The organism is Desulfocurvus sp. (genome assembly GCF_023230885.1).
In the GTDB taxonomy this organism is placed as follows: Bacteria; Desulfobacterota; Desulfovibrionia; order Desulfovibrionales; family Desulfovibrionaceae; genus Desulfocurvus.
The window spans coordinates 1-15,376 of sequence record NZ_JALNWM010000061.1 but is presented as its reverse complement, the minus strand read 5'-3'; the positions used below and the strand labels follow the sequence as shown (position 1 = coordinate 15,376).

16 protein-coding genes are annotated in these 15,376 nt (G+C 71.3%); 2 read left to right on the top strand and 14 right to left on the bottom strand.

Annotation, left to right across the window (positions count from 1 at the left end; genetic code table 11):
- On the top strand, positions 1–988 hold a 988-nt coding region (locus tag M0P34_RS06215), incomplete at its 5' end, for a hypothetical protein (protein ID WP_291497502.1).
- Positions 989–1,161: 173 nt separating this feature from the next.
- On the opposite strand, the gene M0P34_RS06210 is transcribed toward M0P34_RS06215, so the two are convergent.
- Positions 1,162–1,944, bottom strand: a complete 783-nt coding sequence (locus tag M0P34_RS06210) for a DsbA family protein (RefSeq protein WP_291497499.1) — start codon at positions 1,942–1,944, stop codon at positions 1,162–1,164.
- A gap of 580 nt (positions 1,945–2,524) precedes the next feature.
- Positions 2,525–4,366: a UbiD family decarboxylase gene (locus tag M0P34_RS06205; protein ID WP_291497498.1), complete on the bottom strand. Its 1,842-nt coding sequence runs from the start codon at positions 4,364–4,366 to the stop codon at positions 2,525–2,527.
- A 176-nt stretch (positions 4,367–4,542) separates the two neighbouring features.
- Between M0P34_RS06205 and M0P34_RS06200 the strand changes: the two genes are divergently transcribed.
- Positions 4,543–4,842 (top strand): cytochrome C, encoded by a 300-nt coding sequence (locus tag M0P34_RS06200; protein ID WP_291497496.1) that lies wholly within the window; start codon positions 4,543–4,545, stop codon positions 4,840–4,842.
- A gap of 49 nt (positions 4,843–4,891) precedes the next feature.
- Here M0P34_RS06200 and M0P34_RS06195 read toward each other — a convergent pair whose 3' ends face one another.
- The 12 genes from M0P34_RS06195 to M0P34_RS06140 all read right to left on the bottom strand — a co-directional run.
- A complete protein-coding gene (locus M0P34_RS06195; RefSeq protein WP_291497494.1) occupies positions 4,892–6,106 on the bottom strand; it encodes a PilT/PilU family type 4a pilus ATPase in 1,215 nt (404 codons plus the stop codon).
- Positions 6,103–7,011 (bottom strand): hypothetical protein, encoded by a 909-nt coding sequence (locus M0P34_RS06190; protein WP_291497492.1) that lies wholly within the window; start codon positions 7,009–7,011, stop codon positions 6,103–6,105. The genes M0P34_RS06195 and M0P34_RS06190 overlap by 4 nt, the downstream gene beginning before the upstream one ends.
- A 137-nt stretch (positions 7,012–7,148) precedes the next feature.
- On the bottom strand, positions 7,149–7,427 hold the full coding sequence (locus M0P34_RS06185; RefSeq protein WP_291497490.1) for a hypothetical protein: 279 nt from the start codon (positions 7,425–7,427) through the stop codon (positions 7,149–7,151).
- A 9-nt stretch (positions 7,428–7,436) separates the two neighbouring features.
- On the bottom strand, positions 7,437–9,731 hold the full coding sequence (locus M0P34_RS06180) for a hypothetical protein (RefSeq protein ID WP_291497488.1): 2,295 nt from the start codon (positions 9,729–9,731) through the stop codon (positions 7,437–7,439).
- Positions 9,728–10,255, bottom strand: coding sequence for a type II secretion system protein (locus tag M0P34_RS06175; RefSeq protein ID WP_291497486.1), 528 nt, complete (start codon positions 10,253–10,255; stop codon positions 9,728–9,730). The genes M0P34_RS06180 and M0P34_RS06175 overlap by 4 nt, the downstream gene beginning before the upstream one ends.
- A 4-nt stretch (positions 10,256–10,259) precedes the next feature.
- Positions 10,260–10,673: a type II secretion system protein gene (locus M0P34_RS06170; RefSeq protein ID WP_291497484.1), complete on the bottom strand. Its 414-nt coding sequence runs from the start codon at positions 10,671–10,673 to the stop codon at positions 10,260–10,262.
- Positions 10,670–11,176: a GspH/FimT family pseudopilin gene (locus M0P34_RS06165; RefSeq protein WP_291497482.1), complete on the bottom strand. Its 507-nt coding sequence runs from the start codon at positions 11,174–11,176 to the stop codon at positions 10,670–10,672. The genes M0P34_RS06170 and M0P34_RS06165 overlap by 4 nt, the downstream gene beginning before the upstream one ends.
- Before the next feature lie 2 nt (positions 11,177–11,178).
- A complete protein-coding gene (locus tag M0P34_RS06160) occupies positions 11,179–11,574 on the bottom strand; it encodes a type II secretion system protein (RefSeq protein WP_291497480.1) in 396 nt (131 codons plus the stop codon).
- A gap of 71 nt (positions 11,575–11,645) precedes the next feature.
- Positions 11,646–12,029: a prepilin-type N-terminal cleavage/methylation domain-containing protein gene (locus M0P34_RS06155; protein ID WP_291497478.1), complete on the bottom strand. Its 384-nt coding sequence runs from the start codon at positions 12,027–12,029 to the stop codon at positions 11,646–11,648.
- A gap of 68 nt (positions 12,030–12,097) precedes the next feature.
- A complete protein-coding gene (locus M0P34_RS06150) occupies positions 12,098–13,315 on the bottom strand; it encodes a type II secretion system F family protein (RefSeq protein WP_291497476.1) in 1,218 nt (405 codons plus the stop codon).
- A gap of 29 nt (positions 13,316–13,344) precedes the next feature.
- Complete coding sequence (locus tag M0P34_RS06145) at positions 13,345–15,054, bottom strand: type II/IV secretion system protein (RefSeq protein WP_291497474.1); 1,710 nt, start codon at positions 15,052–15,054, stop codon at positions 13,345–13,347.
- A 26-nt stretch (positions 15,055–15,080) separates the two neighbouring features.
- Positions 15,081–15,376, bottom strand: a 296-nt coding sequence (locus M0P34_RS06140) for a hypothetical protein (protein WP_291497472.1), incomplete at its 5' end; no start/stop codon positions are given.

The window sequence follows — 15,376 nt, the reverse complement described above, 5'->3', positions numbered from 1 at the left end:
CGAAAACCGCGCCGCAGCCCGACGCAGCCGCACCATGACCACCCCCCGGACGCCCCGAAAATTCCTGGCCTGGAACGGCGTGAGCCTCCAGGTGCCCAGAAGCTGGGACTCTGCCGAGTTCCGGGCCTTCGCCCTGCATGTGGCCGGGCGCGACGGCCAGGGGCTGGACCTGCGCTGGCGCCGCACCCGGGAGGATTTCGACCTCCGGGCGCACCTGGCGCGCCTCGCGCAGGCCCTGGGGCCGGGGGCGTCGGTGGACCAGGATCCGGGCGCCCTGCCCCCGGGCTGGGCCTCGCCCCGCGAGGGCGACGCGGCGCGCGGAAGCCTGTGGCCCTTCGCCTGGCGCGGCGCGGACGGCGGCGGGCTCGGCGCCGTGCTGCACCGGCCGGACACGGGCCTGACGGCCACGGCGCGCTTCATCCTGCCCGGCCCCGCCCGGGAAGACGACGCGGCCACGGCCCTGGCCGTGCTGGACAGCCTGGACGACCACCCCCCGGACGGCCCCGTGCCCTGGGCGGCCTTCGGCATAGCCGCCGTGGTCCCCGGCGGTCTGGAGCTGCGCTCCTTCTCCTTCACCCCTGGCCATTTTCGCCTGGCCCTGGCCGCCCCGCACACGGGTTGCGACCTGGTGCTCGACCGCCTGGGGCCCGCCGACGCCCTGCTGGACCACCGCACCCTGGCCCAATACGCCGACATCTTCTACGGCGCCCTGGGCGCCCCGGCGGGTTTCTTCGCCGAGGCTCCCGCCCCGCCCGGCCCGGACGGCGAACCCCGCACGGACCCGGACACGGTTCATGGCGCCGGGATCCTGGGTGCGCCGCTGCTGGCGCGGCTGCTGCGCCGCCCCTGGCCCCGGGCCCGACGGGGGCGCATGTGGCGCACGGGCATCGGCGCCGTGCTCCTGGGCGCCTTCATGCGCGCCCCCCGCGATGCGGACCTGGAGCCCTTCGAGGCCATCTGCCGCGACTACGCCCTGGACCGGCCCTGACCCCGGGCGGGCCCGCCCCGCCGACATCCCGGCCCGGACATCCCGGCCCGGCCCATCCCGGGCCGCCGACATTCCGGCCCGCCCGAAACGCAAAGGCCCGCGACCGCCAGAAGGCGGACGCGGGCCCCTGCCCCGCCGGACGCATCCGCGGGGCCGGACCGGCGGCCCGGAAGCTACCTGCCGCCCTGCACCAGCTCCAGGACCTCCCGCATGGTGCCCTCGGAAACGGCACCCTCAAGGGCCACGCCGTTGAACAGGTAGACCGGCACCCCCGAGAACCCCCAGTCCAGGAACTCCCGGGCGTCCTGGCGCACGCGGTCGCGCACCGTCTCGCCCTCCAGGTCGGCCTCCAGGCGCCCGGCGTCCACCCCGGGCAGGGCCAGGGCCAGGTCGTGGAACGCCTTGCGCGGCTCCGGGGCCGAGGCGATTTTCGCCTGCTCGGCAAAGGCCCGCCGGGCGAAATCCAGGGCCAGGGCCTCCTGTTGCAGGCCCAGGGCCTCGTAGAGCCGGGCCGCGTACTCGCCGTTCTCGGACATGGGCGCATGCTTGGCCAGGTGGCGGACCGTGCCCCCCGAGCCCTCCACCAGGGCGTCGAGGGTTGCGGCCCCCCGGGCGCAGTAGCCGCACAGGAAGTCGGAATAGGACACCACGGTCACGGCCGCGTCGGCCGCGCCGTGCCAGGGGCGGGCGGGGTCCAGGGCCGGCTCCAGGGGCGTTTCCAGCTGCTGGCGCCACTTGTCGCGCATGGCCCGGTCGCGCCGCTCGCGGGCGCCCTGCTCCACCAGCTCCAGCAGGGCCACCTTGTCCTCGGCCAGGGCTTCCAGAACGATTTCAGGATGCTCGCGCACGGCGTCGCGAATCTGCTCCTTCAGGACCGGCCCCCCGCTTCGCGGGGCGCAGGCGGCAAGAACCAGGGCCGCAAGCACGGCCAGGGACACGGACAGGGTTCGGCGCATGGACGGAATATCTCCTTGGCTGGTCGGAAAAAGCGGCATCGAAACACCCAGCCCCACCGGGCGCCCCGGGCGCGGGCGTCGCGGGCCACAGGCCACGGCCGGGCCGGGCCGGAACAGGCGCAAGCCGAAGAGCCCGGTTCTACGCCCGACACGCCCCGGGCGCAACCCCGGCCCGCCGGGCGAAACGCGCCCCGGCCCGGCTCCGGGCGGCGCCGGGGCCGCGCCACCGCCAAAGCCGGAGGCCGGGGGCCGGGGGCCGGACGGATGGCGCCGGGCCGCCGGAACCCCGACCTTCCATCCAGGGACCGGACCACCCGCCGGACTCCCGCCGGGCACCGCGCGGCCGTCAACCGGCGCGCAAGGCCGGAAAAAGGTCCGGCCCCCCAGGCACCGGCGCCCCCGTAAGGCCCCGGGCCAGCGTCGCGCCCGCACGGTGCCGTCGTTCGCACCAGGCCCGCCGGTACGGCTGCTGCCCCGGCGTCGCGCCCGCACGGTGCCGTCGCACGGGCTGGGCAGACAACGACCTGAACCAAGAAATCTTTTTCCCCGGGAGCCCCGGCGTCAAATCAAGGACGCGACGCTAGATGATTCCCGCCAGGGGGCCGCCCGGGGCGCCCAGGGCGTCCACGCGCCGCTCCACCTCGGGATCGGGCTCCAGGGGCGGGGCGTGGTAGGTCTTGAGCCGCGCGTCGATGACCAGCGGCCCGGCGCAGCCCCAGTGCTTGCAGCGGGTGAAGGCCCCGGCGCCGTAGATGTCCGTGGCCGGGTCCGAACGGGTGAAGGTCACCCAGAGCAGGTTGTCCCAGTTGCGGGCGGCCAGGGCCGCGTCGTCGGCGCAGACCACCAGGGGCAGCCCCTCCAGCCCGGGGAGGCCCTCCAGGGCCCGGGCCAGGGCTTCCAGGCGCGGGTCGTGGTCGTCGCGGCCCCGGTCGTGGGCCGGGCCGCGCAGGACCAGGATGCCCGGGGCGGCCAGGCGCGGGTCGCCGAAGCCCTCGGGCAGGGCCAGCCCGGCGGGGACTTCCGTGGCCAGGGTCCGGCGCGCCGGGCCGCACGAGGCCCACAGCAGCTTGGAGCCCTGGTTCAGGCTGATGCCCGAGTAGTCCAGGGTGTCCATGGTGGTGCGGGTGATGAAGTGCAGGTCGCGCCCGAGGTCCACCCGTTCGAGCATGTGGCGGAAGAATCCGGGCACGTCGTGGGCCGACAGGCGCGCGTCGTCCTCGCGGGCGGCAATGAGCACATACTTGGACAGCGAGGTCTGGGTCGAGCCCAGCAGGGACATGCCGTTGGTCAGCAGCTCCTGGGGCGTGCGGCGCTCGGCGTAGGGCACATAGCGCTCGCTGCCCACGGCCAAAAGCAGCGGGTGGACCCCGGCGGCGTCCACGGCATGGACCTCGTGGACCCCGGAGAACACGGTGGGCACCAGCTCGGCGGTCAGCTCGTGGATGAAGGCCCCGAACATCGTGTCTTCCTGGGGCGGGCGGCCCACGGTGGTGAAGGGCCACACGGCGTCGGGCCGGTGGAACACGGCGTCGACCTCCAGCACGGGGAAATCGTGGGTCAGGCTGTAGTAGCCCAGGTGGTCGCCAAAGGGCCCCTCGGGCTTGCCCGTGCCGGGGACGATATGCCCCTGGATGCAGAAGTCGGCGTGGGCGGGCACGGGCAGGGCCCCGGGGCGGCGGAGCATGGGCAGGCGCCGCCCGCCGAGCACCCCGGCGAAGAACACCTCGGGCATGCCGTCGGGCAGGGGCATCACGGCGGCCAGGGTCATGGCCGGAGGCCCGCCCACGAACACGCTCACAGGCAGACGCTGCCCCCGGGCCAGGGCCTCGGCGTGGTGGTGCCCCAGGCCGCGGTGGATCTGGTAGTGCAGGCCGACCTCGCGGTCGGGTTCGTAGGCGTTGCCCGAAAGCTGCACGCGGTACATGCCCAGGTTGGAGCCCGCGTAGCCGGGGCGAGCCGGGCTTTCGGAATAGACCTGGGGCAGGGTCGCGTAGGCGCCGCCGTCCCGGGGCCAGGACACGAGCATGGGCAGGTCGGAAATCCTGGCGCGCACGGCCAGGGCCGGGCCGGAGCGCACCGTGCGCGGAACGGCCCGGGCCAGGGCCAGGGGCACCCCCGCATAGCGCCAGGGACGGCGCAGGGCGTCCAGGGGGTCGACCTTGAGGGCGAAGAGGCGCTCGATGGTCCGCAGGGTGTCGCGAAAGATGAAGCGCAGGCGCTCCCTGGTTCCGAACACGTTGCCGACCATGGGGAAGCGGCAGCCGCGCACGTTTTCGAACAGCAGCGCCGGGCCGCCCGCGGCGAACACGCGCCGCTGCACGGCGCCGATTTCCAGGCGCGCGTCCAGCTCCTGGCGGATGCGCACCAGCTGCCCGCGCCGCTCCAGGTCGCCCAGGCACTGCTGCATGTCGAGATAGCCCATTGCCTCCGGCCCCCAATTGCTGTTAGTTTCACCAAAATTTAAATTGTGCCAGACCCTGCGCGGCCTTGGCAAGGCCCCCCGCCCGCGCGGCCCCGGCACCGAGCCTGCCCGGGGCTACGCAATTCCGGGGCGCCCCCCGTCCGCGCGGGCCCCGGCACCGACATTCAGGAGTATCCATGAAACGCCCCGCAGCCCTTTTCGTCGCCGCCGTCCTGCTCCTTTGCGCCGCCGCCGCGCCTGCCCCGCCCGCCGCCCGCACGGCCCACGCGGCGGACATGGCCCGGGGCGAAGCCCTGGCCAAGGGCTGCAAATGCCACGGCACCGAGTTCCACGGCGCCGACCCAGCCGAAATCGTCGCCGCCCTCAAGGGTTTCCGCGACGGCACGCGCTTCAACAAGATCATGGAGAACAAGGCCCGGGGCATGTCCGACGAGGACATGCAGGCCGTGGCCGAATGGTTCGCGACCCGGAAATAGCTCCGGGGCCCGGAGGGCCGGAGGGCCAAAGGCAGCGCCCGCGCCCCGGCTAGCCGCCGCCCGGCGCGCCCCGGTCGGTGAGCTGACGGATGACATCCGACAGGGTGGCGTCGTCCTCGATGGTCAGGGCGTCCGGAGGTGCCGCCCCGTCGGCCGCCACCGGGCCGGGGGCGGGCGCGGGCCCGCTGGCCAGGGGATCGATGAGCGGGGATTCGTAGACCGTCTCGCGGGCGGCCTCCTGCCCGGGGCGCAGGGTCCGCGAGGGATGCACATAGCCCGCGCCCCGGGCCTGCATCTCCTGGGCGTAGGTGGCGAAGGTGAACATGCCCGCCTCGCGGCCCAGTTCCATAGCGTTCTCCAGCTGGCTCAGGCGGTTGTCGCGGATCAGGCTGCGCACGGCCTTGCCCGTGCGCAGCACGGACAGCTCGGGCACGCGGAAGCCCAGCTCCGGACGCAGGGCCAGCCGCTGGACCACCACCCCGCACAGGGCCGAAGACAGCTGGGAGCGCGCGAAATCCTGGGCGTCGGCCGGAAAGGCGTTGAGCACGCGGTAGAGCGCCTCCTCCACCGAGTTGGCGTGCAGCGTGGCGAAAACCAGATGCCCGGACTCGGCCGCGTCCAGGGTCAGGCGGATGATCTCCGCGCGGCGCAGCTCGCCGACGAAGATCACGTCCGGCGCCTGGCGCAGCACATCCACCAGCCCCTGCTCGAAGCTCTGGAAGCTGGCGCCCAGCTCGCGCTGCTCGATGAACGACTTCACCGAGCGGAAGCGGTACTCCACCGGGTCTTCCAGGGTCACCACATGGGCGGCGCGGGTGCGGTTGATCTCGCCCAGCAGGGCGGCGATGGTCGTGGTCTTGCCGCTGCCCGTTGCCCCGCACAGCAGCACCAGCCCCGCGGGCGCACGGCAGAAATCGCCCAGGGACGGATGCAGGTTGAGCTTTTCGATCTCGGGAGCCTCGCCGGGCAGGAAGCGCACGGCCAGGGACAGCCCGCGCGTGGTGGCGAAGACGTTGATGCGCAGGCGCGTACCGCCGACGGAGATGGCGAAGTCCACGGACCACTGGCGGCGCAGGGTCCGGGCCTGCTGGCGGGTCATGAGCGAGCGCGCCAGCTCGTCCACCTCGGCGTGGCGCAGGACGATCCGGCGCTGGGGCGCGACGGTGCCGTCCTTGCGCAGCACCACGGGGTGCCCGCCGGTAATGTGCATGTCCGACACGCCCTGCTGCACGCAGGACTGGACCAGGGCCTCGAAGGTGCTCATGGCGCCGTCGCGGGGGGCGCCTCGGGCTCGGGGGCGGCCTGCGGCGCGGGCTGGGGCCGGGGCTCGCCCGGGGGCGGCACCGGAAGCGCCAGGCCCGGGGCAAGGCCCGGCAGCGGGCGCAGGCCCACGCTGGCGATATAGGGCACGGCACGCCCGCCCATGCGCCGGAACACGGCGTGGTTGTAGGCCAGCAGCGCGCGGTAGCGCAGGCGGCGCCAGAAGCCCTGGTCGCCGGGCTGGAAATCCGGAGCCACGGCGCGGCGGAACGCATCGAGGAAAGGCATGCCCGCCAGGATGTCCTGGTGCAGGGCCATGAGCCGGTCCACGTCCTGCGGGGCCTCGGAAACGGGGATATAGGCCACGCCCGAGGGCGACAGGGCCCCCAGGGTGAACACCGCCCGGCGGCAGGCCGGGCAGCTGGGCGAAAAATACACGCGGGTGGCGGCGTTCTCGGCGTTGCCGTAGATGGCCCAGCCGCCGCCGTCGCCCGCCAGGGCCACCAGGTTCGGCGACAGGGCGACGAGCCAAAGCACGGCCAGCACGGCCACGGACCCCCGGGGCCGCACCGCCAGAACGAGGCAGCACCAGACCAGGAAGAACACGGCCCCGGCGATGAGGCAGTTCAGGCACGGGGCCATGAAGGCCATGACCGCCAGCAGCGCCGCGTCGGCCAGCACCGCGGCCCCGCCCAGGGCCAGGGCCGCCGGGGGCGACACCAGGGCCGTCACCGCCAGCAGGGCGAAGCCGCCAACGCCCCACCACCACAGCGACAGTCCCCACAGGGTCCAGTCCGCATACAGGGCGCAGCCCGAGGTGGCGCACAGGTGCTCCGCCAGCCCCAGCGCGGCGACAAGGCAAAAAGCCAGCCCGGCCAGGGAGAAAATCACCGCCAGACGGCGGGGCATACCGCCGTTGTTGCGTCGGTTCAATGCCACGGGAGCCTCGCAGGGTTGCGCGATGCCGAAGGGTCGAGCCCCGGCCCGACCGCCCTTGTGGTTCCAGGTCGGGGCGCGATTGTCAAGCCAAGCGTGAGGCCGGGGCCCTAGGGCGTCTGCGCGGGCGGCGTGCCGTGGGGCGCCCCCTGGGCGCCGGGGGCGGGCGCGGGCCGGGCGGCCGGGCCCTGACCGGGCGTCGGGGGCGCGTCCGGGCGGGCGGGCGGAGCGCCGGGCGCCGGGGGCGCGGCGGAAGGCGGCCCCCCGGCCGGGGGGCCGGTATACGCCGGGGCGTCGGGCTCGATGGCCAGCAGGGCCAGGGCCGGAGCGGGGGCCAGCAGGGCCGCGCAAAGTGCGGCCGCGGCCGCGGAAAGCACCAGGCGTCGCATGAAGTCCTCCTAGTCCACCAGCGGCGTCGGGGTGTCCTCGTAGAGCAGGAACCCCAGGGCCAGGTCGTCGAAGGTCACGGCGTTGTTGCCCGAATCGGCGCGGATGAGCCTGCCGTAGGCGTGCAGGCCGACCTCGGGCCGGTTGGAGGGCCAGTTGTTGGGGTTGGCGGGCCAGGTGGCGCTGTTGGGCGACAGGAACTCGCGGGTGCGGATGGTGCCGCCGTCGGAGAGCAGGCGGATGTCGGCGGCGGGGTCGGCGGCGATGGCCGTGGTGTTGATCCGGTCCCACTTGCACTGGTGCAGGCCGTAGGCGGGCGCGTCCATGATGAAGGTGAAATAGTCCGCGCTGGCGGACCAGTCGCCGATGCGCAGCACGGGATACAGGGGATAGGCGTGGCCCCTGTTGGTCACCCATTCGGGCCGGTAGCGCAGGCGGCCCCGGTCGCGCGAGGCGGAGTTGGATGCGCCGGTGATGATGTTGTAGGCCAGGGCGTCGCCCGTGCGGCTGGTCAGCCCGCTCCGGTTGGACGCGTCGCCGTAAAACACCTTGAAGCGGTTCACCTTTTCGCCGTTGACGAACTGCTCCTCGGCCCGGACGACCAGGGTCGTGTTGTCGCTGACGATGCGCCCGTCGATGTTCTGCTGCTTGGGATACATGCCCCACTCGCCCACGATGGAGGAGTTGTTGTCCTGATAACCCAGCACCTTGTAGGCCAGCCAGGTGCTGACCCCGTTCTTGTTGCGCCAGAAGACCAGCAGCACCCGGTCGGATTCGGTGATGTTCAGCGGATAGCTGCTGGAGCCCTCCAGCTCGGGCGGCGAGTTCCAGGTGTGCACGGTGGTGCCCTGCCCCGTGGGCTTCACGCCGTCGGGGATGTGGTCGCCGCGCACGGTGTACCAGTTGAACCAGTACCACCGGCTGGGCAGGGGCCCGCTGCCGTAGAACTTGAGGAACGACACGCCGTAGAAGTCGTACTGCCCGCTGGTGCCGGTTTCGGTCAGGCGCAGGGAGAGCCCGGCCAGGGCGAAGGGCAGCTTCCAGCCCGAGGAGAGCTTGGTCTGCACATCGTAGGACAGGCGGGTGTCCTGCTTCCAGCGCCAGCGGAACAGGCTGTCCTTGTTCAGGCGCACCACATGGCCCCAGGGGCCGCTGCTGTCGCGCTCCAGGCTGTGGATGGCCGCGTAGTTGATGTGCGTGCCCTGGGTGGACTGGTAGGACTTGATCTCCAGCACCGTCCTGTCGCTGCCGTCCAGGCGCAGGGTCCGGTCGGAGCTGTTGAACGCCGTCAGGTCGTTCATGGTCGTTTCGATGACCCGGTTGGGGTCGGCCACGCGCTCAACGGGGTCCAGGTTGGTGCCTTCGTCCGAGGGCGAATCGTAGTGGACCAGGGTCTTTTGGGCCGAGTAGGCATCGGTGCCCACGCTGCCCGTGGAGCGCAGGGCGTAGGCCGTGCGCAGGATAACCGTGGAGTCGCGGAAATCGCTGACGGCGAAGGAGCCGTTTTGGGCCTCCAGGCCCCTCAGGGTCACGCTGCCGTCGCCCTCCACCACGCGCTCGCGATAGGTGTAGGTCTTGTCCGCCTCGGGGATGTAGATCCGCCCGTTCTCGGGAGGGAAGTTGCCCATGTCGCCCGGCAGGCCGCCCAGGCTGGCGGCGCTGCCCGAGGGCAGGGAATCCGTGGCGTGGGCGATGTTCACGAAGTCCAGGTCGGCGCTGGCGCCCAGCACGGCCCCCCCGGGCAGGGGCGAATAGGTGAAGGTCACGATCTGGCTGCCGTCGTTGTCGGTGTGGACGGTGGCGGCGGCGGCCAGGGTCGCGGGGATGTCGTTGCCGATCTCGTCGCGCACGCTGATCAGGCTGCCCGCCGGCATGGATATGGGCCCCGAGGAGTTGTCGGCCATGTCCGCCAGGGGCACGCGGCGCACGGCCCGGGCGGTGATGGTCCGGGTGCCGGTGTTGTGCGTCAGGGGGCGGAAGCCGTAGGAGAACACGTCCAGCCGGAAGCGCGAGTCGGTGGCCGAGTCCAGGACGAAGTCGCGCCCGTCGATGTTCGCAAACAGCGCCGCGCGGTCGGCGGCGGCGCCCTGGGCGTTGTATTCGGCGGCGGCCAGCCGGATGCCCGCCTCGGCGGCGTAGAGGGCGGCGCGCGCGGGCACGGCGGCAGGCTGCTCCAGGGCGCTGGTGTTCAGCAGGTCGTGTACGCTAAGGCCCACACCGGCCAGCAGCAGCAGGGTCACAATCAGGGGCACGATGGCCGCGCCGGGGCGCGACCGGCTGACGAAAGGCGCTCGAATTCGGCTCATTGCAGCCTCGGGGCACGGGCAACGCCCGTGTACAGCGGGTTGACGACGGTGCCGAAGGCCCGCTGGGTGTTCAGGTACTGCGAGTCGAGCACCACGCGGATGCCGATCTCGTAGAGGTCGTCCAGGTCGTCGTTGGTGGGGTCCCAGTCGCTGTCGTCGGCGCGGCGGAAGCTGAGCATCTCGCCGCCCGTGGCCGCGCCGTCCAGCAGCGCCTCCCCGTCGAGAAAAATGGTGTCGCCCACCTGGCGCAGGAGCAGGGGCTGCCCCTCCATATCGATGAAATACAATGTGTTGGCGTCGTTGTCGGCCCGGTGCCCCGCGTCCATCCCGCGCATCTCCTGCAACTCGACGAAGATGCGCGTCAGGGCCAGGCGCGCCTTCTGGGCCATCTCCACCGACTCGACGGCGGCGACCCAGCTCGTGGCCGTATAGGTCAGGGCCGAAATGAAGACCACGCCGACGAAGGCCAGGATGCTCATGGCCAGGATGATCTCGATGAGGGTGAATCCCGGGCGGTTGCGCATGCGGCTACTCGGCGAAATAGGAATACATCACATAGTCGCCGCAGGTGAAGCGCACCTTGCGCACGGCCGTGGAAAAGGTGAAGCCGCCGCCAGCGGCGGAGACGGTCTGCGTGCTCACCGAAAGGGTCACGGGGCCGCCGGGCGTCCAGCCGGACAGCAGGGTATCCAGGTTCAGGGTCCCGGCCTCGATCTGCTGGCGGTAGGCGGCCTGGAGGCGCTCGATCTCGCGCAGCAGGTCGTATTGGCGGTCCACCTGGATCACCGTTTCGTTGCCGAAGTGGGGCATGGTCTCGTGGGCCAGGGTGGTGACCATCACGGCCAGCACGGCGCCCACGACGAAGATCACGATGAGCTCCACGAGGGTGAAGCCCGGGGCCGCGCGCCGGGCGCGGCGGGAGCGAGGCGGGGCGGCGGTCATGGGATGTACCCCGTGTGAGCGGTGACGGTGAAGCCCAGGCTTTCGCCGTCCAGGGTCAGGGTCACGTCCTGGTCCTCGCCAAGGGCGTTGGCGGCGGTGAACACTGCGGCGGAAAATGCCTGTCCGCGGCCGTTGAAAGCCAGGGTGAAGCTGGCGGGGGTCACGGAGCTTTGCAGGGTCACGGTGTCGGCCGCCTGTCCGGGCAGGCGCACGGCGGTGCCGACCTGCGAGCCGGTGAACAGCCAGTACGCCCCGTCCTGGCAGCGGATGCCGTAGGGCGTGTTCCGGCCCATAGCCCGGGCCTGGGCGAAGCGGATATGCGTCTTGAGCGTAGAAAATTCGTAGGGCAGCGCGCGGTCCTCGCCGTCGCCCAGGGCGCTCACCGCCGCGACGGACAGCAGCCCCAGCAGCAGGAGCACCACGATGACCTCGACCAGGGTGAAGGCCGGGGCGGGAGCGGAGCGCCGGAGGCGGCGCGGGACATGGAGGAGCGAAGCGAACATGGCTAACGGCTCCAGACGGCGGGCTCGGCCAGGGTTGCCGCCAGGCGCGTGAGCGTCGCGCTCTGGCCTTCGAATTCCAGGGTGCCGCCAGCGGCGTTCGGGGCGGCGGTCCAGGAATAGCGCTGGCCCAGGGCCGTGTCCACGCGCGCCCGCGCGGCGGTGTCCATGGCCAGGTCGCTGCCGGGCACGGGGGTGGCGATGCGCAGCCCGCTCCAGGCCATCTTCTCGCGGGTGTTCAGCTCGGCCACGGCGGCGTCCAGGGCGTGCAGGGCCGCGTCCTGCTGGAGCGTGCCGTAGCGCGGCAGGGCCACGGCGGCCAGGATGCCCAGGATGACGAGCACGGCGAGGATCTCCACCGCGGTGAAGCCGAGCCTGGCATTTTTCCTGTTCTTCCGCATGACCTCTCGCCGTTCAACTGTTGTTCCCGAAAGCGCCGGGAGGGGAGCCCCCTCCCGGCGCGGGCCGTCTGCTAGGAGCCAGCGGCACCGTCGTAGGACCAGTACGTCGGGCTGTTGCCGCTGGCGTCCGTGGTCTTGGTCAGGGTGTAGGTCTTGGACTTGAAGGTCAGGGTGCCGCCGGTGGCCGTGGAGGTCACGGTACCGAAGTCGTCGCCCAGGTCGTAGTCCATGGTCTCGGTGCTGGCGGGGTCCAGCTTCAGCTTGCCCCAGACCAGGCTCTCGCGGGCGTTCAGCTCGGCCACGGCGGCGTAGACGGCCTTCCGGGCCGCCTCGTCCTGCAGGTCGATGTACTTGGGAACGGCCACGGCGGCCAGGATGCCGAGAATCACCAGCACGGCGATGATTTCGACGAGGGTGAAGCCCTGACGCTTCAGGGAGTGGGAAGTGGTCTGCATACGCTGTTCCTCCGGAACGGTTTTTGGGTTGAAAAACGCCAAATGCCTTTGGCCCGAGGGGGTCGGGCCTAGTGCGCCATTTTCGTCAAATCCCACATCGGCATGAAAATGGCCAGCGCGAAAAAGCCGACCACCGCCGACAGGGCGACCATGAGCAGCGGGCCGATCATCTCGGCCATGCGCCCCACCTGGTATTCCACCTCGTAGTCGTAATGGGCCGCGACCTCGGTGAGCATGTCCTCCAGGTTGCCCGACTCCTCGCCCACGGCGATCATGTTGACCACCATGGGCGGGAAATAGGCGCTGCTGCGCAGGGGCGCCGAGATGCCCCGACCCTCGCGCAGCTTCTCGCCCAGCCCGTCGAACACGCGCGAGATGGCCGCGTTGCCGATGGTCCGCGAGATGATCTCCAGCGAGGCCAGCACGGACACGCCGCTGGATTGCAGCAGCCCGAAGATGCTGGCGAAGCGCGACATGGCCGCCTTCTGGAACACCGGGCCCACCAGGGGCAGGACCAGGAGCAGGCGGTCCTTGTTCAGCCGCCCCACGGGCGTGCGCACATAGAGGTACGCGCCGCCGACCACGACCACGGTGCCCAGGAGCATCATGGGCCAGTAGGCCGAAAGGCCCTTGTACATGGCGATGCAGACCTCCGTGGGCAGGGGCAGGTCGATGTTCGCCCGCTCGAAAAGCTCGGCGAACTTGGGCACCACGAAGGACAGCAGGAACAGGAAGGCCCCGAGCAGCATGACCAGCACGATGGCCGGATAGGTCAGCGCCGAGATGATCTGCTTGCGGACCTTGTATTCATGGTCGATGAGGTAGATCAGCCGGTCGAACACGTTGACCAGGTTGCCGCTGACCTCCCCCGCGCGCAGCATGGCGCAGTACAGCTCGTTGAAGACCTTGGGGTGGCGCGAAAACGCATCGTAGAGCGAGGCGCCCTGCTTGAGGTCCTGGACCACGGCGCTCACCGTGCGGCGCATGAGCGGGTTGCTCGACTGCTGCTCCATGATGCGAAAGACGTTGACGATGGAAATGCCCGCGTGGACCATGGTCCTGACCTGCTTGGTGAACAGGATCAGTTCCTGGGGCTTGACCGACTGCATGAGCGCGAAGCCGCCCCCGCCGCCCTCGGCGGCTTCGGCCCCGCCGGCGCGCACGGACTGGGGGATCAGCCCCTTGGCGGCCAGCATCTGCATGGCCTGGGCCTCGTCCGCCGCCGCCACGACCCCCCGCACGGGGGTCCCGGTCTCGCTCATGGCCTTGTATTTGTAGTTGGGCATCCGTATCGTCCTGTTTCAGCTAATGAAAACTAGACAAGCACAGCCGTCAGCGCCTCGGCCACGGTGGTCACGCCCTGGGCGACCTTGCGGGCCGCGTCGTCGCGCAGCAGGCGCAGCCTGCCCGCCGCCATGGCCGCCCGGGCGATTTCCGGGGCCGCGGCGCGCGCCAGGATCAGCTCCTGGGTGCTCTGGTCGATCTCCAGTATCTCGTAGAGCCCCACCCGGCCGCTGTAGCCCGTGCCGCCGCACAGGCGGCAGCCCACGGCGCGGTAGTAGGTGCCGTCCTCGGGCAGCCCGAGCAGGGCCAGCCCCGCCGGGCGGCTCTCGTCCACCTCGCGGCAATGCGGGCACACCCGGCGCACCAGCCGCTGGGCGATGGACACCAAGAGCGTCGAGGCCACCAGGAACGGCTCCACGCCCATCTCCACGAGCCGCGTCACGGCGCCCGCCGCGTCGTTGGTGTGCAGGGTGGAGAGCAGCCGGTGGCCGGTCATGGCCGCCTGCACGGCGATGCGCGCGGTTTCCTGGTCGCGGATCTCGCCGACCATGATCACGTCGGGATCCTGGCGCAGGATGGAGCGCAGGCCGCTTGCGAACGTCATGCCCGCCTTGCGGTTGAGCTGCACCTGGCGGATCTTGGGCACCCGGTATTCCACCGGGTCCTCCAGGGTCACGATATTGATGTCCGGCGTGTTCAGCTTGCGCAGGACGGCGTAAAGCGTGGTGCTTTTGCCGCTGCCCGTGGGCCCCGTGGTCAGGATCATGCCGTAGGGCTTGACGATGGCCGCCTCTATCTTGGCGCGCTCCTCGTCGGGCATGCCCAGGTCGTCAAGGGTCAGGGCCGTGCCCGTGCGCATGAGCAGGCGCAGGATCAGGTTCTCGCCGTGGATGGTCGGCAGTGTCGAGGCGCGCACATGCACCTCGCGGCCCTCCACGTTGAAGGTGAAGCGCCCGTCCTGGGGCACCATGGCCACGGCGATGTCCATGTTGGCCAGGATCTTGATGCGCGAGACGATGGGCAGGAAATAGTTGCGCGGCGGGGCGGGAACCTCGCGCAGGCGCCCGTCCACGCGAAAGCGCAGCTGCACATGGTCCTTTTCGGGGCTGATGTGCACGTCCGAGGCGCCCTCGCGCACGGCCTGGGTCAGGATGGAATTGACCAGCCGCACCACCGGGGCTTCCTCGGCCATGTCCTGAAGGGAGGCCACGGCCATGTCGGGGCCCTGCTCCATCTCCTCGGCGCTGGCCTCGCCCTCGGTGGAGAGTTCCTCCATGCCGTCCATGACCCCGCCCAGGTCGTTGGCCACGCCGTAAAGGGCGTAGGTCAGGGCCTCGAAGTCCTTCTCGGTGCAGATCACCGGCTCCACTTCCAGGCCGGTGTGGATCTCCACGGCGTCCAGGGCGGAGATGTCCATGGGGTCGGGGGTGGCGACGGTGAGCAGCCGCCCCCGGCGCGCCACGGGCACAACCCGGTGGCGCTGGGCCAGCTCGGCGGGCAGCGCCGACTCCAGGTACACGTCGTAGGAATATTTCTCGGAACTGTATGTATCTATGCCCAGTTGGCGGCTGACCAGGTCGATGATCTGGGCCTCCTTGAGGATGGCCCGGTTGACCAGGTATTCGCCAAGGCGCATGCCGCTGCCGCGCTGCTCACCCAGGATGCGCGCCAGTTCGTCCTGGCCCAGGAGCCCCGCCTCGACCAGCATTTCGCCAAGCTTCTTCTTCCGTGTCGCCTGCATGTGCGCCTCGTATCCGCAAGTCCCGCCTAGCGCGGGGAAAACATGGCCAGACCGTGCTCGACGGCCAACAGGGCGCCGGCTCCGGCCTCGTCCAGGGCCGCCCGGGCCGCTTCGGGCGTCAGCCGGGGGCCGCCCAGGGTCACGGAGAACCGCAGCCCGCCGTCGTCGCCGCGCCAGGGCAGGACCCGGGCGTCCAGGCCCAGGGAGCGCGCCGCGCGGCGCGCGGCCCAGGCCGCCTCAAGGGTCGCGTGCCGCTCCAGCCGGACCCAGAAACGCTGCGCGCTGTCCCGGGGCACGGGCAGCACCAGCCGCTGCCCGGCAT